This window comes from Lacibacter sp. (assembly GCF_057361365.1).
The window spans coordinates 66,376-92,718 of record NZ_JBMQSG010000011.1 but is presented as its reverse complement, the minus strand read 5'-3'; the positions used below and the strand labels follow the sequence as shown (position 1 = coordinate 92,718).

The 26,343-nt window shown below is 40.0% G+C and carries 18 protein-coding genes and 1 tRNA gene; 14 read left to right on the top strand and 5 right to left on the bottom strand.

Annotated elements, in window-relative coordinates:
* The first annotated feature begins 5 nt into the window (after positions 1-5).
* From ACO1QW_RS10130 to ACO1QW_RS10090, 9 genes are all read left to right on the top strand, one after another.
* The gene (locus tag ACO1QW_RS10130; protein ID WP_486258121.1) at positions 6-1,502 is read left to right on the top strand and encodes a sulfatase; all 1,497 of its coding nucleotides are present in this window, start codon (positions 6-8) and stop codon (positions 1,500-1,502) included.
* 20 nt (positions 1,503-1,522) lie between these two features.
* The gene (gene galB / locus ACO1QW_RS10125) at positions 1,523-4,006 is read left to right on the top strand and encodes a beta-galactosidase GalB (protein ID WP_486258119.1); all 2,484 of its coding nucleotides are present in this window, start codon (positions 1,523-1,525) and stop codon (positions 4,004-4,006) included.
* Positions 4,007-4,016: 10 nt separating this feature from the next.
* Complete coding sequence (locus ACO1QW_RS10120; protein ID WP_486258117.1) at positions 4,017-5,528, top strand: alpha-L-fucosidase; 1,512 nt, start codon at positions 4,017-4,019, stop codon at positions 5,526-5,528.
* Between the two features lie 311 nt (positions 5,529-5,839).
* Positions 5,840-8,938: a SusC/RagA family TonB-linked outer membrane protein gene (locus ACO1QW_RS10115; protein ID WP_486258116.1), complete on the top strand. Its 3,099-nt coding sequence runs from the start codon at positions 5,840-5,842 to the stop codon at positions 8,936-8,938.
* 38 nt (positions 8,939-8,976) lie between these two features.
* Entirely contained in the window at positions 8,977-10,569 is a 1,593-nt protein-coding gene (locus tag ACO1QW_RS10110; RefSeq protein WP_486258114.1) for a RagB/SusD family nutrient uptake outer membrane protein, read from the top strand.
* Between the two features lie 48 nt (positions 10,570-10,617).
* Entirely contained in the window at positions 10,618-11,796 is a 1,179-nt protein-coding gene (locus tag ACO1QW_RS10105; RefSeq protein WP_486258112.1) for a glycosyl hydrolase, read from the top strand.
* A 116-nt stretch (positions 11,797-11,912) separates the two neighbouring features.
* The gene (locus ACO1QW_RS10100) at positions 11,913-12,578 is read left to right on the top strand and encodes an SGNH/GDSL hydrolase family protein (RefSeq protein ID WP_486258110.1); all 666 of its coding nucleotides are present in this window, start codon (positions 11,913-11,915) and stop codon (positions 12,576-12,578) included.
* 51 nt (positions 12,579-12,629) lie between these two features.
* The gene (galK, locus tag ACO1QW_RS10095; protein ID WP_486258108.1) at positions 12,630-13,787 is read left to right on the top strand and encodes a galactokinase; all 1,158 of its coding nucleotides are present in this window, start codon (positions 12,630-12,632) and stop codon (positions 13,785-13,787) included.
* 62 nt (positions 13,788-13,849) lie between these two features.
* Positions 13,850-15,532 (top strand): sodium:solute symporter family transporter, encoded by a 1,683-nt coding sequence (locus tag ACO1QW_RS10090; RefSeq protein WP_486258106.1) that lies wholly within the window; start codon positions 13,850-13,852, stop codon positions 15,530-15,532.
* A gap of 75 nt (positions 15,533-15,607) precedes the next feature.
* Here ACO1QW_RS10090 and ACO1QW_RS10085 read toward each other — a convergent pair.
* The 3 genes from ACO1QW_RS10085 to ACO1QW_RS10075 form a co-directional block, all read right to left on the bottom strand.
* A tRNA-Leu gene (locus ACO1QW_RS10085) sits at positions 15,608-15,691 on the bottom strand.
* An 84-nt stretch (positions 15,692-15,775) separates the two neighbouring features.
* A complete protein-coding gene (locus ACO1QW_RS10080) occupies positions 15,776-16,693 on the bottom strand; it encodes a DMT family transporter (RefSeq protein WP_486258104.1) in 918 nt (305 codons plus the stop codon).
* A 59-nt stretch (positions 16,694-16,752) separates the two neighbouring features.
* A complete protein-coding gene (locus ACO1QW_RS10075; RefSeq protein WP_486258102.1) occupies positions 16,753-17,559 on the bottom strand; it encodes a 2,3,4,5-tetrahydropyridine-2,6-dicarboxylate N-succinyltransferase in 807 nt (268 codons plus the stop codon).
* A 232-nt stretch (positions 17,560-17,791) separates the two neighbouring features.
* Between ACO1QW_RS10075 and ACO1QW_RS10070 the strand changes: the two genes are divergently transcribed.
* From ACO1QW_RS10070 to miaA, 4 genes are all read left to right on the top strand, one after another.
* Positions 17,792-18,943 (top strand): glycosyltransferase family 4 protein, encoded by a 1,152-nt coding sequence (locus ACO1QW_RS10070; RefSeq protein WP_486258100.1) that lies wholly within the window; start codon positions 17,792-17,794, stop codon positions 18,941-18,943.
* 212 nt (positions 18,944-19,155) lie between these two features.
* Positions 19,156-20,577 carry a CCA tRNA nucleotidyltransferase gene (locus tag ACO1QW_RS10065; RefSeq protein ID WP_486258098.1) on the top strand — a complete coding sequence of 474 codons (1,422 nt, stop codon included), beginning with the start codon at positions 19,156-19,158 and terminating at the stop codon, positions 20,575-20,577.
* An 86-nt stretch (positions 20,578-20,663) separates the two neighbouring features.
* Positions 20,664-21,230, top strand: coding sequence for an IS1096 element passenger TnpR family protein (locus ACO1QW_RS10060; protein WP_486258096.1), 567 nt, complete (start codon positions 20,664-20,666; stop codon positions 21,228-21,230).
* A gap of 103 nt (positions 21,231-21,333) precedes the next feature.
* Positions 21,334-22,254 (top strand): tRNA (adenosine(37)-N6)-dimethylallyltransferase MiaA, encoded by a 921-nt coding sequence (gene miaA, locus ACO1QW_RS10055; RefSeq protein ID WP_486258094.1) that lies wholly within the window; start codon positions 21,334-21,336, stop codon positions 22,252-22,254.
* Between the two features lie 32 nt (positions 22,255-22,286).
* Here miaA and ACO1QW_RS10050 read toward each other — a convergent pair whose 3' ends face one another.
* Both ACO1QW_RS10050 and ACO1QW_RS10045 read right to left on the bottom strand, forming a co-directional pair.
* Positions 22,287-23,876, bottom strand: a complete 1,590-nt coding sequence (locus ACO1QW_RS10050; protein ID WP_486258092.1) for an OmpP1/FadL family transporter — start codon at positions 23,874-23,876, stop codon at positions 22,287-22,289.
* Between the two features lie 35 nt (positions 23,877-23,911).
* Positions 23,912-24,712: a hypothetical protein gene (locus tag ACO1QW_RS10045; RefSeq protein ID WP_486258090.1), complete on the bottom strand. Its 801-nt coding sequence runs from the start codon at positions 24,710-24,712 to the stop codon at positions 23,912-23,914.
* Between the two features lie 155 nt (positions 24,713-24,867).
* Here ACO1QW_RS10045 and proS point away from each other — a divergent pair, with 155 nt between their 5' ends.
* On the top strand, positions 24,868-26,343 hold the full coding sequence (gene proS / locus ACO1QW_RS10040) for a proline--tRNA ligase (RefSeq protein ID WP_486258088.1): 1,476 nt from the start codon (positions 24,868-24,870) through the stop codon (positions 26,341-26,343).

Below are 26,343 nucleotides of genomic sequence, written 5' to 3'. Positions count from 1 at the left end.
ATTAAATGCACACTATCATAAAATATCTGCTTGTTACTATTTGCAGCTTAACGTTAACACTTACAGCTGTAGCACAACAGAGCCAGAGCAAACCAAACATCATTGTTATACTTGCTGATGATTTAGGTTGGAAAGATCTTTCCTGCTATGGTAGTACGTTTTATGAAACGCCCAATCTTGATGCGTTGGCAAAGAAAGGAGTAAAGTTCACAAATGGTTATGCTACAAGTCCTGTATGCAGTCCTACTCGTTCGAGTATGATGACGGGAAAAAATCCGATCAACACAAGAGTTACAGACTGGATTAAAGGCAGACAGGAAAACGGTAATGCAAAATCATTTGAAAAACTGATTACACCTGCTACGGCTTTTGAATTAGCTCTTAATGAAAATACTATTGCTGAACATGCTTTAAAGAATAGGTATCAAACATTTTTTGCAGGTAAATGGCATTTAGGTGAAGAAGAAAAATACTGGCCACTGAATCATGGTTTTCAAACAAATTTTGGTGGCTGGAGCAAGGGAGGCCCTTACGGAAAAATCAATGATACTATTGGTGGCTATTTTACGCCGTACAATAACCCGACATTAACCGATGGTCCCGCAGGAGAATACATTACCGACCGGCTTGCGAATGAATGCATCAGTTTTATTCAAAAAGAAAAGCAATCGCCATTTTTCCTGATGTATTCTTTATATGCAGTGCATAATCCGCTGCAGGCACCAGCAGCTTTAATTAAAAAGTATAAAGAGAAACAAGAACGGCTTGGGTACACCGATAAAGACCGGTTCATAAAAGATGAAGCATGGATGAAGAATCAAACTGATTGGAAACAACGATTGGTTCAAGATCATGCTGTGTATGCTGCTATGATCGAAAATATGGATTGGAATATTGGGCGAATCATCCAATCACTAAAAGATAGAGGATTGCTGGAAAATACGTTGATCATTTTTACATCAGATAACGGTGGATTGAGTACAGCGGAAGGCAGTCCCACTACCAATGCTCCATTAAGAGCAGGCAAAGGCTGGCTGTATGAAGGAGGAATAAGAGTACCCATGATTATGTACTGGAATGATAAGCTGCAACAAAATATTGTTTCAGATATATCTGTGACAACGTCTGATATTTTTTCTACCGTTGTTACCGCCATCAACAAAAATTATAAAAAGGAAACAGCTGTTGAAGGTGAAAATATATTGAAACTGTTATCAAACCCTACCAAATCCTCAAACAGAACATTGTATTGGTATTACCCGCATTACAGTAACCAGGGAGGAAAGCCAGGTGCGGCAATAAGGAAAGGAAAGTACAAGTTGATCTATAATTACGAAGATGACAGTATTGAATTGTTTGATATTTCAGTTGACATAAGTGAAAAGAAAAACATCGCTGCTGAAAATGTTCAACTGGCAAAGCAATTGAAAAAACAACTCGACTTGTGGCTTGCGTCCAATAAGGCAGGTGGCTTTACCGCCAATCCGGGCTATAAGCAATAATCTAAAAAAATAAACTACTAATGAGCCATCGACTCTTGTGTAGAAGCATGCTTCTATTGATAGGTGTATTCCTGTGTCATTTTCTTTCGGCCCAAGGCTCATTGAGAAAACGATTTTCGTTTAATGAAGGATGGTTGTTTAATAAATCAACAGATTCAACAGCTTTTCAAATAAAATATAAAGATTCAGATTGGCGAAAACTATCGCTGCCCCACGACTGGGCAATTGAAGGCCCTTTTAAACCAGAGTATAATCCACGCACTGGTGGGCTTCCCATTTTTGATAAAGCCTGGTATCGAAAACACTTCAAAATAGATGCATCGGCAAAAGGAAAAATTGTTACACTTGAGTTCGATGGTATTATGTACAACTCATCTATCTACGTCAATGGACAAAAAGTATACGAACGACCTTATGGCTACATCGGTTTTGAAGTTGACATTACTCCGTATATTAAATACGATAGTGAAAATTTAATTGCAGTAAAAGTGAATCCGGAAAGACTTTCTTCGAGATGGTACCCCGGCGCAGGTATTTATAGAAATGTGTGGATGGAAATTAAAAACCCCCTGCATGTGAAACATTGGGGAAACCATATTACCACACCTGTAGTTACAAAATCTATCGCAAAGGTGAAAGTTGAGACAACGGTTTCCGGTAATCAAAAAAATAAAGCAGGAAATTATCAAATCAAGACGAGCATTGTAGATGCTAAGGGATCTGAAGTTGCAAGTGCTATGAGCAAATTCAGCTTTACAAAAAGCGAAGAAAAAATTATCCATGAGCTGGATATTAAAAATCCCAGCCTATGGGATATGGAAACACCACATCTCTACAAAAGCATTACAACCATCTACAATAACAATACTGCTGTTGACAGGTATGTAGAAAATTTTGGTATACGTACAATCAGGTATTCAAGGGAAGGTTTCTTTTTAAACGATAAACGGGTAAAACTGAAAGGTGTTTGTTTGCATAATGATCTTGGTGCATTGGGATCAGCTGTTAATTACAGGGCAACCGAGCGACAATTGCAAATCATGAAAGAAATGGGAGTGAATGCCATTCGCACATCACATAATCCTGCATCGCCTGAGCAACTGGATCTATGTGATAAGATGGGACTTTTAGTACAGGAGGAAGCTTTTGATTGTTGGGAAATGCCCAAAGTAGAAAATGATTACAGTAAGTACTGGGCTCAATGGCATGAACAGGATTTGCGAGATATGATTCGTCGTGACAGGAACCGGCCATCGATTATTATGTGGAGTATTGGCAACGAAATAAGGGAACAAAATAAAGAAGATGGTTATCTCATAGCAAGAGAACTTGCAAAAATTTGTAAAGAAGAAGATCCCGACAGGCCAACAACAGCAGGCTTCAACAATTTTGCTGCAGCAATTAAAAACGGTCTTGCTGCTCAAATTGATTTAGTAGGTGCCAACTACAAACCTGCGGACTACGCTTCAACAATGGCACAGTATAAAGATTGGATTGTGTACGGATCAGAAACTGCATCTTGTGTTTCGTCGAGAGGGGTGTATCATTTGCCATTGGAAAAGTATGATAAGCATTCATCGTTGCAAGTGAGCAGTTATGATAATCAAAGTCCCAGCTGGGCTTATCCTCCCGATGTTGAATTTCATTTCCAGGATTCTTTGCCTAATGTAATTGGGGAATTTGTATGGACAGGTTTTGATTATTTAGGGGAGCCAACGCCTTATGGAGGAAAAGATAATCTTACACACGGCAACTGGGATGTTGATTGGCCCTCACGTAGTTCTTATTTCGGTGCAGTTGATCTTGCAGGTTTTCCGAAAGATCGTTTTTATTTATACCAAAGCCGCTGGACTACTAAACCAATGGTTCATCTTTTACCGCATTGGAACTGGGAAGGAAGTGGCATGGCAGAAATACCTGTGTACTGTTACACCAATTGCGATGAGGCAGAATTATTTGTAAATGGTAAATCATACGGAAGAAAAAAGATGGGTGTTGATAAAACAAGTATCCCTGTTTCATTCTTTGCATGGAAAAACAGGCCCAAATATTTTGATTCGCCTTATCGTCTCAACTGGAATGTGCCTTATGAAAAAGGTGAAATAAAAATTATTGCGTACAAAGATGGAAAGCAAGCGGCTGTTAAAGTAATCAACACAGCAAAGAATCCAAACCAGATCAGGTTAATGCCCGATCGAAAACTAATTAGCGCAGATGGATATGATCTGTCGTTTGTAACAGTAAAAATTGAAGATGAAAATGGAAATTTCTGTCCGCTTACTGATAATAAAATTGACTTTAAGGTAACTGGCCCCGCAACAATAGCGGCCGTTGATAACGGGAATGCTGCTTCGACTGAACCATTCCAGGCCAATTACCGGAAGGCATTTAATGGTTTGTGTTTACTGGTGATCAAAAGTAAGAAAGGAGAGGCCGGCCAGGTGAAGATAGAAGCTTCATCACCGGGATTAAAAACAGCGGTTGTAACAGTTGTAACGAAATAATGATAGCTGTATGATTGATAAAAAAAGTGTGAAAACATCATACCGCCAGGCAATCATTCTTTTGCAGCTGACAATTGCAGGTTTTATTTCTAACGCACAAATATTACAACCAGCCACTACACCGAATGCTGCACAAAAAGAATTGATCAAACGTGGGTACGGCATGTTCATCCATTTCGGAGTGAATACTTTTACAGATCTTGAATGGTCGGATGGTACAACAGCTGCAAGTGCATATAATCCCACGCAACTTGATCCTGATCAATGGGTGCGTACTGCAAAAGAAGCAGGCTTCCGTTACGTATTGCTCATTACAAAACATCACGATGGTTTTTGTTTGTGGGATAGCAAGTACACCCAATACGATGTTGCTTCATCACCGGTTAAAACAGATGTGGTAAAAGCCGTTGCTGATGCTTGCAAAAAATACGGACTGCAGTTTGCTATTTATTATTCACTTTGGGACAGACATGAACCTTCGTGTAACGACACAAATCCGCAGAAATATATTGACTACATGCTCAACCAACTTAACGAATTGTTCAGCAACTATGGTTCTATTTGCGAACTCTGGCTCGATGGCGGCTGGAAGAGACATCCTTCTGACTGGGGCATTGATCAGATCTATAAATTGGTGAAACAGTATAACCCCAAATGTGCGGTAAGCGTAAACCATACCATTGTAAATGAAGTAGGCAAACGAAAATTTACATTGCCTTCATCTATGACAGAAGACAATAAATATTTCTTTCATTATTTCCCGAGCGATTTTAGATTGTGGGATCCAAAGATCATCACCAAATTTGATAAAAAGCAATATCTGCATCAAGGCAAATCGTATTACCTGCCGTATGAACATACAATTTGTCTCAGCAGCAGGTGGAACTGGTTTCAAAAATCAGCACAGCTTCCGGTAAGAGAATTGGATGAACTGCAGGAATTATTTTACTGGTGTACAGATAATGATAATTCATTAGTGATTAATGTACCACCCGATAAAACAGGCAGGATAAGAGAATATGAAGCACTTGCAGTAATTGAATTGGGAAAACGATTAGGCTTATCTTCAAATAAACCACTCCCTAAAAACGGAAAATTTATTTCACTTTTAAAACCTGTTGCTGCATCAAATACGTTTGCAGATAAAGAGAACAGCTACGGTACATCATTTGTAAACGATGGTAATCTTGATAGCCGTTGGATGGCGGCCGATACACTAGCCGAACTTACAATCGAACTCAATCCCGCAGAAGCATTTAATAAAATCAGCATATTTGAATACCAGGATACTAAAAATTTACCTGATGGATTTTCACAAATAAGAACAGGAAGAATAAAAGCTTACAGCATTGATATTTTAAAGAATGCCGAATGGAAAACAATTTATTTAGGTACTGAAACGATGGGTGATTGCAAAGTGATAAAGCTGCCACGCAACTTTAAAACAAGTAAGCTTAGATTAAAGATAACAAACGCATCAGCTCTTCCTTCTATACATGAACTTTCGGTTATCAGGATGTAGTAAACATTCAATGCAACTGCAATATGTCAATTGAAAAATTGACCATAAAAGCTAATTGAAGTACTTAGTTCGAACTAAAACCCTTACCCCAGGAAATATCCCGATCAATCTGCCGCATTGTTTGTTTAGAAGTTTAAGACTTGCCCCAAGAAAAAGTAAAACACTTATAAAAACGGCTTCCTGTTTCAAACACACAGCATTCATTACGATGACCTGAAAGCACCTCTTTTTTGAAGTGCTTACCCACCAGGTAAATGGAATATTGTTGGTTACTTAGTTGCGTAATTGTAAATCAAACTAAAACTGAAACGATGCTTGTGCTAAAACGGTATTTGCCCACTCACATTGGTTTATTCTGCTTCTTATTTTTATTGAACCTGCAATCTTTTTCGCAATCAACAACTGCAACCGGTACTGTAATAAATGCTGCAGATAACACGCCTGTTGCAGGTGTGTCAGTTGTTCAGCAAGGTTCAGACAAAGGAACAACAACCAATAACAAAGGATTTTTCACTTTAAATGTTACCGGAAGCAAACCTGTCCTTGTGTTCAGTAGTGTGGGTTACCAGGCTTACACATTAACATGGGATGGTTCATCTTCTATGGCTATTAAATTAGAACCGGAAGCTTCATCATTGCAAGATGTTGTAGTGGTAGGTTATGGGACACAGAAAAAAGTGAATCAAACAGGCGCCACACAAACATTAAAACTAAGTGAATCAGTTAACCAACCCGTTACCAATTCAGGACAGTTAATGTATGGCAAGTTTTCAGGTGTTCAATTAACACAGGGAACTGGTTTGCCCGGTGCCGACGGCTCAAGCATCACTATCAGGGGCATCGGATCATTTGGTTCAACAACTCCTTTGATAGTTATTGATAATATTCAATATGAAAGTTTGACTGTGTTTAACAGTCTTGCTCCGTCCGACATTGAAAGTATTTCCGTTTTAAAAGATGCATCAGCAGGAGCTATCTATGGTGCCCGTGGCGCAAATGGCGTGGTGATCGTAACCACCAAAAAAGGAAAAAGCGGATCAATGAATGTAGTTTATAACAACTACTTTGGATACCAGGAAGTAACAGTAGTACCAAGATATTTAAATGCAATGGACTACGCCACTCTCATGAACGAAGCGCTTTTTAACAGGAGTGGTGCGTTGCCAAGATACAGTCCTGCCAATATTCTTGCAATGCGTGATGGCACAGACCCTGATCGTTTTTCGAATACCAATTGGGCACGGGAAATTTTACGTAAGGCACCCATACAAAATCATTACATCTCATTCAGCGGTGGTAACGATAAAACAACTTATCGTGCTTCATTTGGATATTTAAACCAGGAAGCAGTTGTCAAGGGTAAGTTCAAATCCAATCGTTACAACATGAGTTTGAACTTAAATTCACAAGTAAAAAAATGGCTTTCATTATCAAACTCGTTTAATGCTTATTGGTCACGCTTTACGGGCCCAACAGGTGGAGCCAATGCCATAACTGGTGAAACAGGAATTATCAATCAGTTCCAACGTTCAACACCAACTGTACCTGTTTATTATTCAAGTGGAGAGTATGGTACAGTAGATGGAGCGTATAATGCTAGCTTTCCAATAACTAATGCAATAAGAAGAGGTGAGTTGGGAACCAGCACAAGCGATGATCTCAATTTTGCCAATCGTTTTGGTGTAACAGCAAATATTACAAAAGATCTTTCATTTGAAACCAGTGGTAGCTTCAACATTTTTACCACACAGGAATCTGATTTCGTTCCCCGTAATAAAACAGTTGATTGGGCCGGGCAGATTATTTCTGAAACGCCTATCAACTCGTTGTCGAATACCACGGCGTTTAACTACCGGTTGTTGAATGAAAATATTCTGCGTTATCATCACACATTCAAATCAAATCACGACCTATCTGTACTGTTAGGGCATTCGGTTCAGTATGGACGTAATGATGGATTTTCCGGTTCGTTAAAGAATTTTCCAACTGATGGTTTGCAGGAGTTTGATGCAGGGGGAGTATTAGAGCCAAATGTTGGGGGCGGTTCTTCAGAGTTTGCATTGCAGTCTTTATTCTCCAGGATCAACTATATCTATGATGGCAAATATCTTTTTGAATTTAACATGAGAAGAGATGCTTCATCAAGATTTTCTTCTGCAAACAGGTATGGAAATTTCCCCTCTGCATCTGTTGGTTGGAGAATGAGCCAGGAAAAATTTCTCAGCCGTGTAAAATGGTTATCTGATCTTAAGGTAAGAGCAAGCTGGGGAATTACGGGAAATGATAACATTGATAATTACCTCTATGCCCAAACCTATAATGTTAGTTTAGATTATTTTCTCGGAACAAGCATTGTAAGTGGTGCAGCACTAACAAGACTAGCCAATCCAAATGTGAAATGGGAAACAATTAAGCAATACGACATTGGTCTTGATGCAGGATTTTTCAGAAACAAACTTTCTGTAACTGCTGATTACTTTAATCGTGAAAGTTATGATCTGCTGTATAGCAATTTCCCGGTTCCTGCTTCTATCGGTGTATCAAACCTGGCAGCCATCAACGCAGCCAGCATGCTCAACAGGGGTGTTGAAGTTGTATTAAACTACCGTGACAGACTGAAAGGTGGATTTAATTATAGTGTTGGTGGTAGCATTACTAAGTTTGCCGACAACGAAGTAACAGGATTAGGAGATCGTGGTTTAGAAAGTATTAGTGGAATTAGTATTGTGCGTGTGGGTGTTCCCTATAACGCTTATTATGGTTATAAAGCCATCGGCATTTTTCAAACAGCCGACGAAATAACAAATTCTCCAAAGCAGTTTAGTAATCCTGCATTAACTAAACCCGGCGATATTAAATATGCCGATATATCTGGTGCCAATGGCAAACCGGATGGTGTAATAAACGAACAGGACAGAACAATTATCGGCAATCCCTATCCTTCATGGGTTTACAATTTCAACGCAAATATTGATTACAAAGGTTTTGATCTGAATGTTGTTTTTGAAGGCTTAGGAAATGTTGACCGTATATTTTATGATAATGGACAACTGCCATTTGAAGGAGACAGAAACAATGCCTTAACCTATTGGCTTAATCGTTGGACACCAACAAATCCTTCAACTGAACTTCCACGATTAGGTGGTTATAGTAACGCATTAATCTCAACATTCTATATCAAAGATGCTTCGTACTTACGAATGAAGAATCTGGAAATTGGATATTCACTTCCTGCTTCGTTAACAAATAAAGTAGGAATATCAAAACTGCGGGTGTTCTTAAGCGGACAGAACATTCTCACATTTACAAAGCTGGAAAATTTTGATCCAGAAAGAGCCAGGGGAAGAAATACTGATCAAAATGTACCCTTATACAAAGTGTATACGTTCGGCTTAAATGTGAAATTCTAAAACATCAACTTTCGATTTTAACCATACAAAAAATGAGTATGAAAAAAATAATTATAGCAATCATTGCTTTGTCCTTAGCCGGTTGTTCTAAAGATTTTACCGAAAAGCAATCGTTGACGCAAATTGCCAAAGAAAATTTCTGGAAGTCAGAATCTGATGCACAGTTGGCAATAAATGGTATTTATGATGCTTTACAAGATCGATCGCTATACAGCGGTAACCTGAATGTAAATGCAGGACTCACGATGTTCGATTGTTTTGGTGACAACCTGTACAATAATTATAAGTGGGAAGGTATCGGCAATTTTATGATTGGAATTGGTACACCTGCCGACGGCATGTATTCTGGTATATGGAACTCCTCATACAAAGGCATCGGGCGTGCAAATGCCGCCATTGAGAATATCCAGAACATGTCAACCACACTCATCACCCAGGATAAAAAGAATGCTTTATTTGGACAGGCACTTTTTCTTCGTGCATTATTCTATTTTAACCTGGCTGTTTATTTTGGTGATGTGCCATTAGTAACAAAAGTGCAAACACTTGACGAAGCTTATGTTGCTAAGAATATGTACCAGGAAGTAAGTGATCAAATTGTAAAAGATTTAACTGAAGCTGCGAAATTATTACCTGCAAGTTATCCAGCTGCGCAGTATGGTTATGCAACGAAAGGAGCGGCTCTTGGATTATTGGCAAGATTTCATCTTTATAATAAAAATTACCAGGGCGTGCTTGATGCAACAGCAACAATGCTTACACTGGGCTATAGTTTAAATACCAGTTACGCACAATTGTTTACCGAAGCAGGTGAGCTGTCGAAAGAAGTTGTGTTTTCAGTTCGCTTTAACCAGGATGTATCAAACAATGGTGAAATTTTTTCTGCAACCTTCCTTGGTAATCCTGCAATTGATAGAAATCCGATGCCCAACCTTGTAAAAGATTTCTATTGCACAGATGGTAAACCAATTACTACTTCACCTTTATACTCACCGGGAACGCTTTGTAATAATGCACCGCAAAAAAATAACCGTGACCCTCGTTTAACAGCATCGGTGTTTTTTGTTGGCGATGTATTCTTAACTGATCGCCCTACAGTGGTGATGAGAGCAGGGCAGGGTTGTGCATCACCAAATGGTGGCGGTCCTCCCACACATTATGGTCTTAAGAAATATCTCAGAACAACGTCAGTGTCAGCTACAGGTATCAGCGTTGGTAACCCAGGGGGCCAGGATTTTTATATCATCCGTTATGCTGATGTGTTATTAATGAGGGCCGAAGCGTTGATCGAATTAAATCAATTAACTCCTGAAGTTTACACGTTGATAAACACAGTAAGACAACGAGTGAGTATGCCTACTGTTCAAACGGTGGAAGGTGCATCGCTTAGTCAGGCTGCATTAAGAGATGTTCTAAGGCATGAAAGAAGAGTGGAACTTGCATTTGAGGGCTTGCGTTATTACGATTTAAAACGTTGGGGCGATGTGCAGAATGCATTTGCTAGAGCTAAAGCCGATAATGTAAATGGTTATTCACCTATTTACCTGCCTGGTAAATCAGAAGTATTTCCTATTCCTCTTGCAGAATTGAACGTGAATTCAAACCTCACTCAAAACAATGTTTGGAAATAATAACGCTGCTGCGTATTAAACTAATTTTTGCAAAAGCGAAGGCCATAAATGAATTGCAGGTGGTTTATATTTTTTGTGGGATGTGCCGTTTTACTTTCATGCAAAAAGAACGATGCGCCATCAACGGTTACAACTACACCAGTAGTTGATAACACGGCCTTTCAACCTGGTTTGGTGCTGGTTGTATCAAAGGCCTTGAATATGGGAGGTGTCCGGGCACAGCTTTCAGCCGATACGGTGTACAGTGATATAAACAACGGACTTACTAAAATCAAATCTTTACCAACAGGTTTCAATAATGCGATCGTTTCATTTTACTTGCCGGTAGGATTTATGGTTGTGTTTTCCGAAAACAATGATGGTACAGGAGAATCGGTTTGTTTTGTTTCTGCAAAATCGGCCATCACTGCAAACTTACCCGACCCTCTAAAAAACAAGGTTTCTTTTATCAGGTATATGCCACTTACAGGCACTACAAAAAAAGGTGTGGCATTTACTGATAGTAATGCAGTTAAGAAATTTTCAACTGCATGGTATTATGGCTGGAGTTATAATCGTCCGTCGTTTGGTGCGCAACAATATGTGCCAATGACCTGGGGAAAAGGCACAGCAATAATAACCAACGTCGCTTATTTATCAGAACGAAAAGATGTAGATCATCTTTTATCATTTAACGAACCCGATAATATTGATCAATCAAATATCCCCGTGATTGATACAGCCACTGCACGATATAAAATAATGATGCAAGCAGGATTGCGATTAGGATCACCTGCAGTAACACAGGACCAGGCGTTCGGCACTGGTAAATGGCTCACAAAATTTATGGACGCTGCAAAATTGCAAAAGCTAAGAGTTGATTTTATAGCGCTTCATTGGTACGACTGGGGAAATCAAACAAACAACCAGGCAACCGATTCGCTCACAGCTTTAGCTGTATTCAACAGGTTTAAAACATATGTTGAACGGGTGCATACAGAATATCCCGGTCAACAGATCTGGATAACAGAGTACAATGCAAACCCCAACAGAAGCTCTTTAGTAATTCATAAATATTTTATGAAGCTCTCTTCCGATTGGATGAATACACTCTCATACGTTGAGAGGTATGCCTATTTTTTTCCTGCATCTGTGCCCGCCGTTGATGTAAACGGAGTGATGACCGAAGCCGGAGTTTACTGGAATGATATTAACTCCCCGGCCGCAATTGGATTAAATATAGAGTAACATTAGTGTAGCATAGATCAACAACCAGTCCGTATCCTTTGAAAACCGGCTGTAAAAAATGCCCCAACAGCACAATACAGTTTAAATACTCTTAGCTGTATTAAAACGATTTTGATATGAAGAAAGGAAATAACCGGATACTTATTACTGTTGCATTTTTAGCGTGCGTCGTTTTATTGGCATCTTTTTCAACCAGGAAAAGCCGTGTACTGATCATCGGCGATTCTATATCGATTGGTTATTTTCCATTCGTTAAAGAGACGTTTAAAAATAAAGCGGACATAATTCATAATACTGGTAATGCACAAAACACCACGGTGGGGCTGGCTAATATTCAGCAATGGATTGGTAAAGAGCAATGGGATGTAATACAGTTTAATTGGGGCTTATGGGATTTGTGTCGCAGATCAGATACATCCCGTTTGTATGGCAAACGAGATAAACTTAACGGTGTACCAGATAATTCCATTGACGCATATGCAAAAAACTTAGAAGAGTTAGTTGTCATCCTTAAACAAACAAATGCAAAGTTGATTTTTGTAACTACAACGGTGGTGCCCGATGATGAACCAGGCCGTGTTGTGGAAGACGTTGAACGTTATAATAACATTGCCCGTTCAATAATGAAAAAGCAACAGGTTGATGTAACTGAATTGTATGAACCGTCGATAGACATCCACAAGCAATACGGCAATGGCCGCAGTGATGTTCATTATAGTAAAAATGGATATCAAAAATTGGCAGAACATATTAGTGCCGGGTTGAAAAAATATTTACAATAACAACATGTCATAACTGCTTTCAGCATATCTGGCAATGCTTTGAACGATGAAATGAAAGAAAAGATTAAAGAACAGTTTGTGAAAGCTTTTGGCGCCGCATCAAAACCTGTTGTTGTACGCTCTCCCGGCCGTGTGAATATTATTGGTGAACATACCGACTATAACGAAGGTTTTGTTTTACCTGCGGCTATTGACAAATACGCATACGTTGCGGTTGGATTGCGTAATGATGATATGATTCAGCTGATTGCTCATGACCTGAATGAAAGTTTTTCCACGTCCATTCATCATGTAAAACCTACCGGTGAAGCAAGCTGGCCCGATTATATTATGGGCGCTGTGGCACAGTTCCAGAAAAAAAATATTCCTCTCACTGGATTTAATTTGATTCTTAGCAGTGACATTCCGATGGGTGCCGGCCTCTCATCCTCAGCTGCTGTTGAATGCGCAACAGTATTTGCGTTAAATGATTTATGGCAAACAAATATCGATCGTCTTACAATGCTGCAAATGGCGCAAAAAGCAGAACATGAATATGCAGGCGTGCAATGCGGCATCATGGATCAGTTTGCTTCTATGATGGGGCGTAAAGATCACGTTATAAAACTGGATTGCCGTTCATTGGAATATGAATATGTTCCTTTTCAACTTGATGGAATAAAAATTTTACTGCTTAATACCAATGTAAAACATTCATTGGCATCATCAGAATACAATGCACGTCGCAAAGAGTGTGTTACATCTGTCGAATGGGTGCGCCAGCATGTGCAGGAAGTAACTTCTTTGCGTAATGTAAATGAAGAAATGCTGAACAAATTTGTAAAGCCAAGGGATGAACTTATTGACAAACGCAGCCGCTATGTAGTGCAGGAAATAGAACGACTCAATGCAGGTTGCGAAGATCTCCGCAACGGAAACCTGGAAGCACTTGGTCAAAAAATGTTTGCAACCCACGATGGCTTGAACAACATGTATGATGTAAGCTGTAAAGAATTGAATTGGCTGGTAGATAATGTTCGAAACAACAAAGAGGTGATTGGTGCAAGGATGATGGGTGGTGGTTTTGGCGGCTGTACCATTAACCTTGTAAAAGAAGAAGCCATTGACACATTAGTTACAGCGTTGCAACCAGCTTATGCACATGAAATGAACCTGCCGCTCACATACTATGTAGCTTCTATTGAAAACGGAACAGAACTGGTAGCTTAATTTTTTTGATCATCGAAAGCCGGGAAAGTTCTGTAATAAATAATTTCTAACACTTCATTCTTATGGCACAAATTGACTGGCTTATTTTAATTGTTTACTTCATCCTTATTTCGCTTTATGGTTACTGGATCTATAAACGAAAAAAACAAACAGAAACAAGCTCTGCTGATTTTTTTATTGCTGAAGGAACACTTTCATGGTGGGCGATAGGCGCTTCGTTAATTGCTTCAAATATATCAGCTGAGCAAATGACCGGTATGAGCGGCTCCGGATTTCAGTTGGGTCTTGCAATATCTTCATACGAATGGATGGCAGCACTTACGTTGATCATCGTGGCGGTATTTTTTATGCCTGTTTATTTGAAGAACCGGATTTTCACCATGCCCCAATTTTTGAATCAACGATATAATTCAAAAGTGGCAATGATCATGGCGGTGTTCTGGCTGTTGCTTTATATTGTTGTTAATCTCCTGTCTATTCTTTACCTGGGTGCAGTAGCTATTGCAGGGATCAGCGGCCTTGATTTTACATTGTGCGTTTTTCTCTTAGCTATATTTTCTGTCTTTATTGCATTAGGTGGTATGAAGGTGGTGGGTTATACATCGGCCATACAGGTGTTCTTTTTGGTGTTAAGCGGTTTTATTGCATTATTTATTTCATTAAAGATTATTGGAGCTGAGAAAGGCATTGCTGCCGGTTTTACTATTTTAAGAACAGAAGCTGCGGATCATTTTCACATGATATTTAAAAAAGATAATCCAAACTATATCGATTTGCCCGGCATGAGTGTGTTGCTGGGAGGCATGTGGATTGCGAATCTCAATTATTGGGGCTGCAACCAATACATTACGCAAAGAGCTTTGGGTGCAAGTTTGCCTGTTGCTCGTAAAGGAATTTTGTTTGCAGCCTTTTTAAAAATGTTAATGCCATTCATTATTGTTGTGCCTGGCATCGCCATGTATTACCTGCATCAACATAATATGATTGATGCATCACTTATTAGTTCCACCAATGCTGCAGGCGAGACAATTGCAGAAAGTAATAAAGCGTATCCAGCATTGCTTACACTTCTTCCGGTTGGTGTAAAGGGAGTAACGATTGCTGCTTTTGCTGCAACGGTAGTAGCGTCACTTGCCGCAAAAGTCAATAGCATCAGCACCATCTTTACCCTGGATATCTATAAGAAAGTATTTTATAAAGAAGCAACAGAAAAAAATCTTGTACGTATTGGCAAACTAGCCATTGTTGTGTCTACAGCCATCGGAATCCTGTTGACACTTGGTTTAGGACATGCATTAATGGGTGAAGGGAAACAAGGTTTTCAATACATACAGGAATACACAGGATTTGTATCGCCGGGAATTTTCGCAATGTTCCTGCTGGGTTTCTTTTGGAAAAAAACAACTTCTAATGCAGCGTTATTTGCAACCATTGGCGGATTTATTCTTTCAGTGCTTTTAAAATTCATGCCGGGTGTGATAAATCTTGAACCTCTTCATAGCATAGGTTTAGCTGTTACGAATAAGGCAGACGTATTTGAAATACCTTTCCTCGATCGTATGGCGATTGTATTTATGCTTTGCGTGATCGGAATGTATATTATCAGCATCATTGAAAACAAAAGAGGTGTAAAACCGAACGGACTTGAAATTGATGCATCGATGTTTAAAACTTCAACAGGGTTTGCAGTGGGCGCATTGCTAATTGTTGGACTCTTAGTAGCGCTTTACAGCATGTTCTGGTGAGATTGATAAGACCAGAAAAGAAAACTGGGTTAAATTAAAAAGACGATTCAACTTGAATCGTCTTTTTTCTAACGGTGCCCAGGACTGGATTCGAACCAGCACATCCTTGCGAACGCTGCGACCTGAACACAGTGCGTCTACCAATTTCGCCACCTGGGCAATTTATCACCGATAATTATCGTGATTCAGGGCTGCAAATATAGAGGAAATAGAGAAATAAATCCGCAGCTTTTCCAGGCTCGCTCAGGCTGCAGCTTGTTTTTTCAACCCCAGTATCAGTATACCGGCAATCACCAAAACAGTACCTACCAATTGCGACCAATGAATCGTTTCACCCAAAAACCACCAAGCCTGTAAAATGGTACTCACCGGGCCAATACTCGAAAGGATCGCCACGTTGTTGCTGCCAATACGCTTCGTTCCACCTGCAAGCAAATAAGAGGGGAGCACTGTGGCAATAATGCCAAGCAACAAACCATAGATCCAATGATCGGCAGCAACGGTGATGATGGATGATGCATCATGTTTAAAAAGAAAATGAATGAAAATACCAGCTGTTGCAGAAAGCATCGCATAAGAAGTGAACGTAGTATCACCGGTGAGCGGAATCAAACGACCGCTGCCCACAATATAAATGGCATAGGTTATCGAACAGAGAAAAACCAGCAATCCGCCCCAAAAGAAGCCAGGCTCCAGATGATATAAATTAAACTCACCGGCATAAGCCAAACCAATTCCACTATACGTCAGCAGCAAAGCCAGCTTTTGATTTTTTTGTATGTGTTGACGAAACACAAATGCATTGATCAACACCACAAAACTTGGGTAGAGAAAAAGGATCAATCGTTCCAACCCTGCAGAGATATAACGCAAACCTTCAAAGTCGAGATAACTGCTTACATAATAACCCAGCAAACCAACAACAATCAACTGCATCCACTTCTTAATACTCAATGAAGGTTTATTTTGTCGTGTTACAAACAACACGATCAAGTAAAACGGCAATGCAAATAACATACGCAAAGCCAACAACGACAATGCATCAATTTCAATTTCAGCAAATGCTTTCTTAACAATAATGGCTTTGGTTGAAAATAATACCGAACCAATAAATGTCAATGCAAAACCAACAAACGATATCGAATATTTCCCAGGCATCATAGCATAAAAAAGTCCCGTCGTTTATCAACAGGACTTTAACTTATAAGAATGTAAACAGATTAAACACTCACATTAAAATCCCGAAGTGCGTCGTTCAGACTTGTCTTCAGATCGGTACTTGGTTTACGCTGACCAATGATCAATGCACAACCAACACCAAATTCACCAGCAGGGAATTTCTTTGTGTACGAACCAGGGATCACCACACTGCGAGCAGGAACACGACCTTTCATTTCAATAGGTTCGCTACCACTTACATCAATGATCTTTGTTGATTGTGTTAACACCACATTTGCACCAAGGACTGCTTCTTTTTCAACACGTACACCTTCAACAACAATACAACGGCTGCCAACAAACACACCATCTTCAATAATTACGGGGCTTGCCTGCAAGGGTTCAAGCACACCGCCAATACCAACACCACCACTCAGGTGAACACCTTTTCCAATTTGTGCACAGCTACCAACTGTTGCCCATGTATCAACCATTGTACCTTCATCAACATAAGCACCAATGTTTACATAGCTCGGCATCAACACCACATTCTTTGCAAGGTAGGCGCCATAACGGGCCACAGCATGTGGCACTGCACGCACACCAAGCTCTTTATAATTTTTCTTCAATAACATTTTATCGTAAAACTCAAACGGAGCAACATCCCATGTTTGCATTTGTTGAATACCAAAATACATCAGGATGGCTTGCTTCACCCACTCATTCACTTCCCAACCATTGGCAGTTGGTGCAGCAGTACGCAAGCGGCCTTTATCCACTTCTTCAATTACAGCACGAACGGCATCGCTATACTTATCATCTTTTAAAAGCTCACGGTTGCCCCATGCTTCAAGTATCAAATCTTTCATTGTCATTTCAAATTTGCTGCGAAAATAGTCAATAGTGAATTGTGAATAGTCAATGGGTGCATTTAAATTATAACTGCAAGAAATGTGTGTTGATACTAGCTTAAGAATTTCATGGCATCGTCTGTTGCGTCGCAATCCTTTCATGGTTCAGTAATACTATGAGGAGGGAAGCAGCATTAACAATTAACCATTAACAATTGCCCATTGCCTATTATTCCGCACCTTTGCCCCCATGAATATTGGTTTCGATGCAAAGAGGGCTTACCACAACCACACAGGGCTGGGACATTACAGTCGTACCTTAGTGCATTCGCTGGCAACTTACTTTCCGCAGCATGAATATTTCCTGTTCAACCCAAAAACATCATCTTCATTTCAATTCAATGAAGCCAATGTGCATGAAGTATTACCCCAATCCTTTTTTTCAAAAAAACTATCATCTGTTTGGAGAAGTAATTGGGTAAAAAAAGATCTTCTGCAACATAAGATCGATCTCTATCATGGATTAAGTCATGAAATTCCGGTCAACATTCAAAACACCGGCATAAAATCAATTGTCACAATCCACGATCTCATTTTTGAACGTTATCCAGAACAATTCAAACTTATCGATCGAAAGATATACGCTAAAAAATTTCGTTACTCCTGCGAGCATGCCGATAAGATTATCGCCATCAGTAATCAAACCAAACAGGATATTATAGATCTGTACAAAACTCCTGCAGAAAAAATTGAAATCTGTTACCAGAGTTGTAATCCTGCATTTGGCGAAACTGTTACTCATTATGAAAAGCAACGCATCAAACAGCATTACAATTTACCAGATCGTTATTTTCTTTATGTAGGTTCTATTATTGAACGAAAAAATTTACTGAACATTTGTGTCGCCATGAACCAGCTTCGCAACGAAATCGATATACCATTGGTGGTGATCGGCAATGGAGGCGAGTACAAACAAAAAGTAAAAGACTACGTTCAACTGAATAAATTAGAAGACAGGGTTATTTTTCTATCTGATAATCCAACGGCAAAGTTTTCACTCACGTTTCAATCAGCTGTCGATTTCCCCGCCATTTACCAGCAGGCAATTGCCATGATCTATCCATCGATCTTTGAAGGGTTTGGCATTCCGGTACTGGAAGCATTGTGGAGCCGCATACCAGTAATCACTTCAAATGTTTCATGCTTACCAGAAGCTGGAGGCGATGGAGCGTTTTATGTTGATCCAACCAAGCCTGAAGAAATTGCACAGCAAATGAAAACCATTCTTAACAATACTTCCTTTGTTCAACAACAGATTGAAAAAGGTTGGCAGCATGCACAACGCTTCAGCAATTACAATACCGCTGCAAAAGTGATGGACGTGTATGAGAAAACTGTCTGAACAGTGATTTGGGTAGATTGTTTAGATTAAGAAGATTTATTGAATAGTTTCAACGCCTCTATAACTTTTCAAACATGCGGAGTCTTTACCCCTCCCTGGAGGGACGATAGAACGCTACACACAGTACACTTTAATAGGGGTGGGTTTTCTTTATACCTACATCATACATCCTAAATCCGACATCATATATCCTTTCCTTATTTTTGCAATGTATGATGATTGATTGTTCCGCAAAAGAATTAGAGCTATTAAAGATCATTGGTGGTTGTGCACAGCGTTTAAATATGCCCTGTTACCTTGTGGGTGGGTTTGTGCGTGATAAACTGTTGCAACGTACTTGCAAGGATCTTGATTTTGTTTGCGTGGGTGATGGAATTAAATTGGCTGAAGAAGTAGCAAAACAATTCCATCCGCAACCACAGGTTTCGGTTTTCAAAACATTTGGTACAGCTAACATCAAACACAACGACTTTGAAATTGAGTTTGTTGGTGCAAGGAAAGAAAGTTATGCATCGCATTCACGTAAACCGGAAGTAGAACCCGGTACCTTGGAAGATGATCAGCGAAGAAGAGATTTTACCATCAATGCACTTGCTATCAGTTTAAACAAAGATGATTTTGGTGCACTCGTTGATCCTTTCAATGGAATAGAAGATCTGAAGTTAAAGATCATACGCACACCATTGGAGCCCGGCACTACGTTCAGCGATGATCCGTTGCGTATGATGCGTGCCATTCGTTTTGCTTCTCAACTCGATTTCACAATATTGCCCGAAACATGGCTCGGCATAATTGAAAATGCTGATCGCATTTACATCATTTCAAAAGAACGTATTGCAGACGAACTCAATAAAATTGTGTTGAGTAAAAAACCATCAGTTGGTTTTGATCTTTTGTATAAAAGTGGTTTACTGAAAAAGTTCTTTCCGCAAATGGTTGATCTTGCCGGCGCAGAATATATTGATGGGAAAGGCCACAAGGATAATTTTTATCACACACTTCAGGTACTCGATAATATTTCAGAAAACACAAATGATCTTTGGTTGCGTTGGGCTGCAATTCTTCACGACATTGCAAAACCTGCCACCAAACGTTTTGAACAAGGTCATGGATGGACATTCCATGGGCATGAAGTTGTTGGCGGAAGAATGGTTCCGAAAATATTTGCGCAACTAAAGCTTCCTGCAAACGAAAAGATGAAGTTTGTGCGCAAGCTGGTGGAATTGCATTTGCGTCCTATCAGCTTAACAAAAGAAAATATAACGGACAGTGCTATCCGCCGCTTATTATTTGATGCGGGCGAAGATTTTGATGCGTTGATGACTTTGTGCAATGCCGATATCACTTCAAAGAATCAGCAGAAAGTGCAACGCTATTTGCAGAATTTTGAAATGGTACGCCAGCGTTGCAAAGAAGTGGAAGAGAAAGATCATATCCGCAACTGGCAACCGCCCATTACCGGGGAGATCATAATGCAAACCTTTAATGTGCCGCCCTCACGCATTGTAGGTGATCTTAAAACCGCAATAAAAGATGCCATTTTAGATGGCGATATTGAAAATAATTACGAAGCCGCCTACGCTTTCATGCTGCAAAAAGCAAAAGAAGTAAATCTTGTTCCTGTGAATGAATAATTTTACTTTTGTAGACGGCAGTTTGATGTGGAAGCAGGTGTTTTCCAGTTTCAAATTTTCAAATTTCTTCATTTTTAAATTGCACTATGGCCATTTTACGTTTCAGGGTTTATTGGGAAGAAGACGATGCAGTTTATCGTGATATTGCAATCAGGCATACGCAGAACTTTAAGGATATGCATGAAGTTATCCTGAAAGCCTATGAATTCGATAATAAGCATAAAGCAACTTTTTATCGCAGTAATGATCACTGGCAGAAAGGCCGTGAAATTTCTTTAGAGAAATACGACAAGGTTTATAAAGCTGATCCATTATTGATGGAAGAAACAGCAGTTGGCACCGAGATACGTGAGCCAAACCAAAAGTTTGTTTATATCTATGATTTCAATAAAAACTGGACCTTTCTTATTGAGCTGATCAATGTAAGCAAAGAAGAAAATCCGAAGCTTACCTATCCTTGCATGGTTCGTAGCGAAGGCATTGCTCCAAGTCAGTACGGAACAAAAGGACTTGTGGGTGATAAGTTAGCGGAGGTGGAGGAGAAGTATGACCTCAGTGCTGTGGGCGATGGTTTTGGTGAAGAAGGCGAAGAGGGTGAAGGAGCCGACGAAGAAGAAGAAAGCGGCACAGAAGAAGAGGATACAGCATTTTAATATCTGACCCCTATTTAGAATTTTTGCTTTCTCTCTTGAATTGCCAATTAACTATTGCCCATTCACCATTGACTGTTGAGTTCTTTACAAACTCATCAACAACATGAACAAAACTGTTATTCTTATTGCAGGGCCAACAGCCGTTGGCAAAACAGCAGTTGCAATTCAACTCGCAAAATATTTCCAGACTGAAATTATTTCTGCCGATTCAAGGCAATGCTTCAAGGAAATCAGCATTGGCGTTGCAAAACCTTCTATTGAAGAATTGAATGAAGTGAAACATTACTTCATCAACTCGCATTCCATTCATGAAACAGTTACAGCAGCATCGTATGAAAAGTATGCGCTTGAAAAAGTTGCTGATATTTTTAAACAGCACGACGTTGCCGTGATGGTGGGAGGCACCGGTCTATACATCAAAGCCTTTTGCGAAGGCATGGATGAAATACCTGCTGTTGATGAAACTCTTCGAAACGAACTGCAGCAACAATATCAACAGCATGGAATAGAATGGCTACAGCAACAACTACAGCAGCAAGACCCACTGTTTGCACAAAAAGGGGAAATGCAAAACCCTCAACGAATGCTTCGTGCATTGGAAGTTGTGAGAACAACGGGTGAATCAATTCTTGCATTCAGAAAAGGAGATAAGCAAGAACGCAATTTCAATATCATTAAAACAGGACTTGATCTGCCGAGGGAAGAACTATACCAACACATCAATCACCGGGTTGAGATCATGATGCAGGAAGGTTTATTGAACGAAGCGAAACAGGTGTATCCCTTACGTCATCTCAACGCATTGCAAACTGTTGGCTATAGGGAATTATTCGATCATTTTGATGGCGCTTGCTCGCTTGAGACAGCTGTAGAGAAGATCAAACAGAACTCGAGGCATTATGCCAAGCGCCAGCTCACATGGTTCAGGAGAGATGCAGCAATGAAATGGTTTCATCCTTCGCATTTAGAGGAGATCATTGAATACACTTCAACACAAATAAAAAAAGGGCAATCAAATTCATGATGCCCTTTTTTAGTAGTCAGAATATATTGTTCTTAAAACTTAAAGCCGACAGTTGCTATTACTTGTCCGTTTGAAATATTATTCTTTGCATAAGGATAAGAAGCATCCGTTAATGTGTAAGGCACATGAAATCCACGGCCGAAACTATGCAGGTAAGCAAGATCAACAAAGAAGCCTTTGTCACGGTAGCCTACACCAAGGCTTGGCGTCATACGCCATGCCTTTAACTCTTCACCAAAAGCATCAGCAAAAAAATCTTTGTTATAGGGGCTACCCATAAAATTAAAGCCTGCTCTCACCATCACGGTTTCAAACTTCAGCTCTCCACCAATTCTTGCATTAATGGCCATCTTATAAATATCATCAATATCCTGGTTTAAAGAATTGAAATAAGCTTCATCACCATTATTGGTTCCTGAATTGGTTTTGTACGACATCATTTTGTAATCAACCAATTCAACATCACCTGAAATAAACGCCTTTTGCTTTGTTACATCGCTGATCTCACGAAAAACATAGGAAAGACCAACACCAGCTTTCCATGGTGTGATCATGCGGTAGCTATACCTGTTTTCATCGCCTTCAATACCGGTAAGAACATTTACATCACCAGTGTTGTAAGTGTAACTTGTGGGTTTGCTATTATCATTATTTACTTTACGGGAATAGTTCTCAATGTTACTAGTAATGGAAGCGCTGGCATAATCAGTTAATGAGATAATAGAAGGAGAGTGGAAGGTTAAGCCAATTCTGAAATATTCTACCGGTTTAATAATGATTCCTGCCTTCGCATTAAAACCACCACCCCTGGTTCCAAGGTTCTCGGTAAAAGTGAAACTTTCAAAATCATTATCTGTATTTCCTGTTCCGTCTTTCTCCGTTACAGTTGTTTTCCTGTCGTACTGAATGATAGGAAAGCCAAGTGTGATACCATACAAAAACTTCTCGTTCAGGTTCCATGCCATTGCTGCCGCCACTTCACTCATGCCGCCTTTCGTTTCGTAAGCAAAGGATTGTGTGAGATTTTTTGCAATATCTGCATTGGTAAAAATGGAGTTGCCATTAATATCGATCAGGTATGATTCGTATGCCTGGCTGGCACCTAAAGGAAAGCGGCTCCGGATATCATCAAAGGAAGTATAACCACTCCGCACAATTTCTTCGAGCCATTTTTCGGAATAAGAACTGTTTAAATTCTTACCACCGTACGCAAACTTAGAATTGAAATTCGCCGACTGGTTAACGGCAATGGAAAAAGTTGTGTTCTTTAAATTGCTGCTGCGAAAACGGTTTCCGAAACTAAAAATAACACCACTTGTTCCACCCGTGAATTTGCTTTTTGTTCCTTTAGTAGTGAGGGCGTTGTAATCAGTTTTCAGTGTATTGAAATTAAACCCCGGTGTAAAAACAATTTCATTTGTTTTAAATTGTCCTAAGCCGGCAGGGTTAATAAAGGCTGAACTAACATCGCCACCAAGAGAAATATTTGTACCGCCTATCGATTGTAAACGTGCTGAGCCTGCAGATGTTTGATAAGAATAGCGTAATGCATCGAACACATCTTGTGAAAAAGCAGATTGTATCAGACACACAGCTATTCCTGTTATGAAAATTCTTTTCATATTACAATGTATTTCCTGAGAAATGAGATCATGAATTAATTACGACGGCCGCCAGATGAGCTTCCACTGCTTTTACTTGAAGAAGAGGAAGAGCTGCTACTGCTACCAGACGAAGAACTACTGCTTGAACTGCTGCCCGTATTGAACGACCTGCTATTGCCGGCTGAACCGGAATTGTCGCCCCATGAACGGCTGCTGTTTGTTCTGTCTCCACCATAAGAATTATTATTACTTCCTCCAAAGAAACCGCTGCGGCGGGTAGTATTGGTGTTATTGTTGTAATAACGGCTACCACTACCTGTCGTTGAAGTTTTTCCGTAGTTGAAATTAGTTCCTGCATTCGGGAAACGCTGAATAGGCGCTGAGTAACGAATACCGGTACTGTACTTTGGTGCAGCAGGGCCTGAAATTACGATCAGGTTGTTGCTGCCTGGTATGCAGATAAAAGGAGAATTCCAGCTATTGTAATATCCACCGTAACCATGGGTATTCCATGCCCATGAATTGTATGGATTGTTCCATGAGTTCCATCCCCATGTGTTATAAGGATTGTTCCATGTATTCCAACCCCAACTGTTGTAACGGGGACTGTTCCAGTAAATATCATCGTCAAAACGGAAACGTGGATCACGGATCTGTTGGCGTAAACGGCGATCTTCTAAATTGCGATCATTGTAAGAAACTCTTCCATCTTCATCACGGTCAACCTGAACATACGTTTCGTTTACACGGCCGGGTGAATAATAGACATCGTCAGGAGTTTGTCCTGTACGATAGGTAGCGCAGGAGGTCATACCTGCAGCGATCAAACCGATAAGTAAAATTCTGGTTACCATGATGTTTTGAATTTGAGGTTTGTAATGTGAAGTTACTACTTTTGCAACTTCGTATATAGCTCGTACTATATTTTAACAAATGACAAGCCATAAGCTTCTTTCCGCTGCAGAATGGCTGTTAAATTAACTCTAAACATATTTAAAGGAACCGAACAATGGCTGAGGCAATTACTACCCGGGAGAAAGACTATTCGCAATGGTATAACGATCTTATTCTGAAAGGCGGGTTGGCCGATTATTCGGCCGTTCGTGGTTGCATGGTCATTAAACCTTACGGCTTTGCACTTTGGGAAAACATGCGTGATCAATTAGACAAAATGTTTAAAGACACGGGTCATGTGAATGCATATTTTCCGTTGTTCATCCCCAAGAGTTTTTTGAGTAAAGAAGCGGCCCACGTAGAAGGGTTTGCCAAAGAATGTGCGGTGGTAACGCACTATCGTTTAAAGAACGATCCGAATGGCGGTGGAGTTGTTGTTGATCCTGAAGCCAAACTGGAGGAGGAACTTATTGTTCGTCCAACTTCTGAAACCATTATCTGGAATACATATAAAGACTGGATCCAATCGTACCGTGATCTTCCCTTGCTTATTAACCAATGGGCCAACGTGGTTCGTTGGGAAATGCGTACACGTTTGTTTTTGCGCACAGCTGAGTTTTTATGGCAGGAAGGACATACTGCTCATGCAACTGCAGAAGAAGCCGTGGAAGAAACCAGGAAAATGCTAGACGTGTATGCCGAGTTTGCTGAAGAGTGGATGGCGGTGCCTGTGATCAAGGGTGTAAAAACTCCGAATGAACGCTTTGCCGGTGCGGAAGATACTTATTGCATTGAAGCTTTGATGCAGGATGGCAAGGCTTTACAGGCTGGTACTTCACATTTTTTAGGACAAAACTTTGCCAAGGCATTCGATGTAAAATTCAGCAATAAACAAAACGAGTTGGAGCATGTATGGGCTACGAGTTGGGGCGTAAGCACTCGTTTGATCGGCGGACTGGTGATGGCGCATAGTGATGATCAAGGTTTGATACTTCCTCCTAAAATTGCTCCCTTACAGGTGGTGATCGTTCCTATTCATAAAGGCGAAGAGCAATTAAATGCAATTACTGAGAAAGTAAATATTCTAACTGCTGAATTAAAAGCATTGGGCGTTCGTGTGAAATACGATAACAGCGATAATGCAAGACCAGGCTGGAAATTTGCCGAACATGAATTGAAAGGTGTTCCGGTACGAGTTGCAATAGGTGGTCGGGACCTGGAGAATAACACAGCTGAGGTTGCCCGCCGTGATGAAAAGACGAAATCCACTGTGAGCATGGAAGGTTTGGCGAGACATTTACATGCGTTGCTGGAAGAAATTCAGCAGAACATGTTCAATAAAGCAAAAGCATACCGTGATAGTCATATCACTAAGGTTGACAATTGGGATGAGTTTGTTTCAACCCTCGAAAAGAAAGGTGGATTTGTTTCCGCACATTGGGATGGCACGGCTGAAACTGAAGAAGAGATCAAAACAAAAACAAAAGCTACCATCCGCTGTATTCCGTTAAATAATGAACAGGAAGAAGGGAAGTGCATCCTCACAGGCAAGCCTTCAAAAGAAAGAGTATTGTTTGCATTGGCTTATTAA

Bases quoted from the DNA above. Each gene is read 5' to 3' on its own strand.
- ACO1QW_RS10130 (WP_486258121.1), top strand. From the start codon at position 6: ATGCACACTATCATAAAATATCTGCTTGTTACTATTTGCAGCTTAACG.
- galK (WP_486258108.1), top strand. From the start codon at position 12,630: ATGAAAGAAAAGATTAAAGAACAGTTTGTGAAAGCTTTTGGCGCCGCA.
- ACO1QW_RS10100 (WP_486258110.1), top strand. From the start codon at position 11,913: ATGAAGAAAGGAAATAACCGGATACTTATTACTGTTGCATTTTTAGCG.
- ACO1QW_RS10120 (WP_486258117.1), top strand. From the start codon at position 4,017: ATGATTGATAAAAAAAGTGTGAAAACATCATACCGCCAGGCAATCATT.
- ACO1QW_RS10050 (WP_486258092.1), bottom strand. From the start codon at position 23,876: ATGAAAAGAATTTTCATAACAGGAATAGCTGTGTGTCTGATACAATCT.
- ACO1QW_RS10045 (WP_486258090.1), bottom strand. From the start codon at position 24,712: ATGGTAACCAGAATTTTACTTATCGGTTTGATCGCTGCAGGTATGACC.
- ACO1QW_RS10110 (WP_486258114.1), top strand. From the start codon at position 8,977: ATGAAAAAAATAATTATAGCAATCATTGCTTTGTCCTTAGCCGGTTGT.
- ACO1QW_RS10105 (WP_486258112.1), top strand. From the start codon at position 10,618: ATGAATTGCAGGTGGTTTATATTTTTTGTGGGATGTGCCGTTTTACTT.
- ACO1QW_RS10070 (WP_486258100.1), top strand. From the start codon at position 17,792: ATGAATATTGGTTTCGATGCAAAGAGGGCTTACCACAACCACACAGGG.
- proS (WP_486258088.1), top strand. From the start codon at position 24,868: ATGGCTGAGGCAATTACTACCCGGGAGAAAGACTATTCGCAATGGTAT.
- galB (WP_486258119.1), top strand. From the start codon at position 1,523: ATGAGCCATCGACTCTTGTGTAGAAGCATGCTTCTATTGATAGGTGTA.
- ACO1QW_RS10090 (WP_486258106.1), top strand. From the start codon at position 13,850: ATGGCACAAATTGACTGGCTTATTTTAATTGTTTACTTCATCCTTATT.
- ACO1QW_RS10115 (WP_486258116.1), top strand. From the start codon at position 5,840: ATGCTTGTGCTAAAACGGTATTTGCCCACTCACATTGGTTTATTCTGC.
- ACO1QW_RS10065 (WP_486258098.1), top strand. From the start codon at position 19,156: ATGATGATTGATTGTTCCGCAAAAGAATTAGAGCTATTAAAGATCATT.
- ACO1QW_RS10075 (WP_486258102.1), bottom strand. From the start codon at position 17,559: ATGAAAGATTTGATACTTGAAGCATGGGGCAACCGTGAGCTTTTAAAA.
- ACO1QW_RS10060 (WP_486258096.1), top strand. From the start codon at position 20,664: ATGGCCATTTTACGTTTCAGGGTTTATTGGGAAGAAGACGATGCAGTT.
- miaA (WP_486258094.1), top strand. From the start codon at position 21,334: ATGAACAAAACTGTTATTCTTATTGCAGGGCCAACAGCCGTTGGCAAA.
- ACO1QW_RS10080 (WP_486258104.1), bottom strand. From the start codon at position 16,693: ATGATGCCTGGGAAATATTCGATATCGTTTGTTGGTTTTGCATTGACA.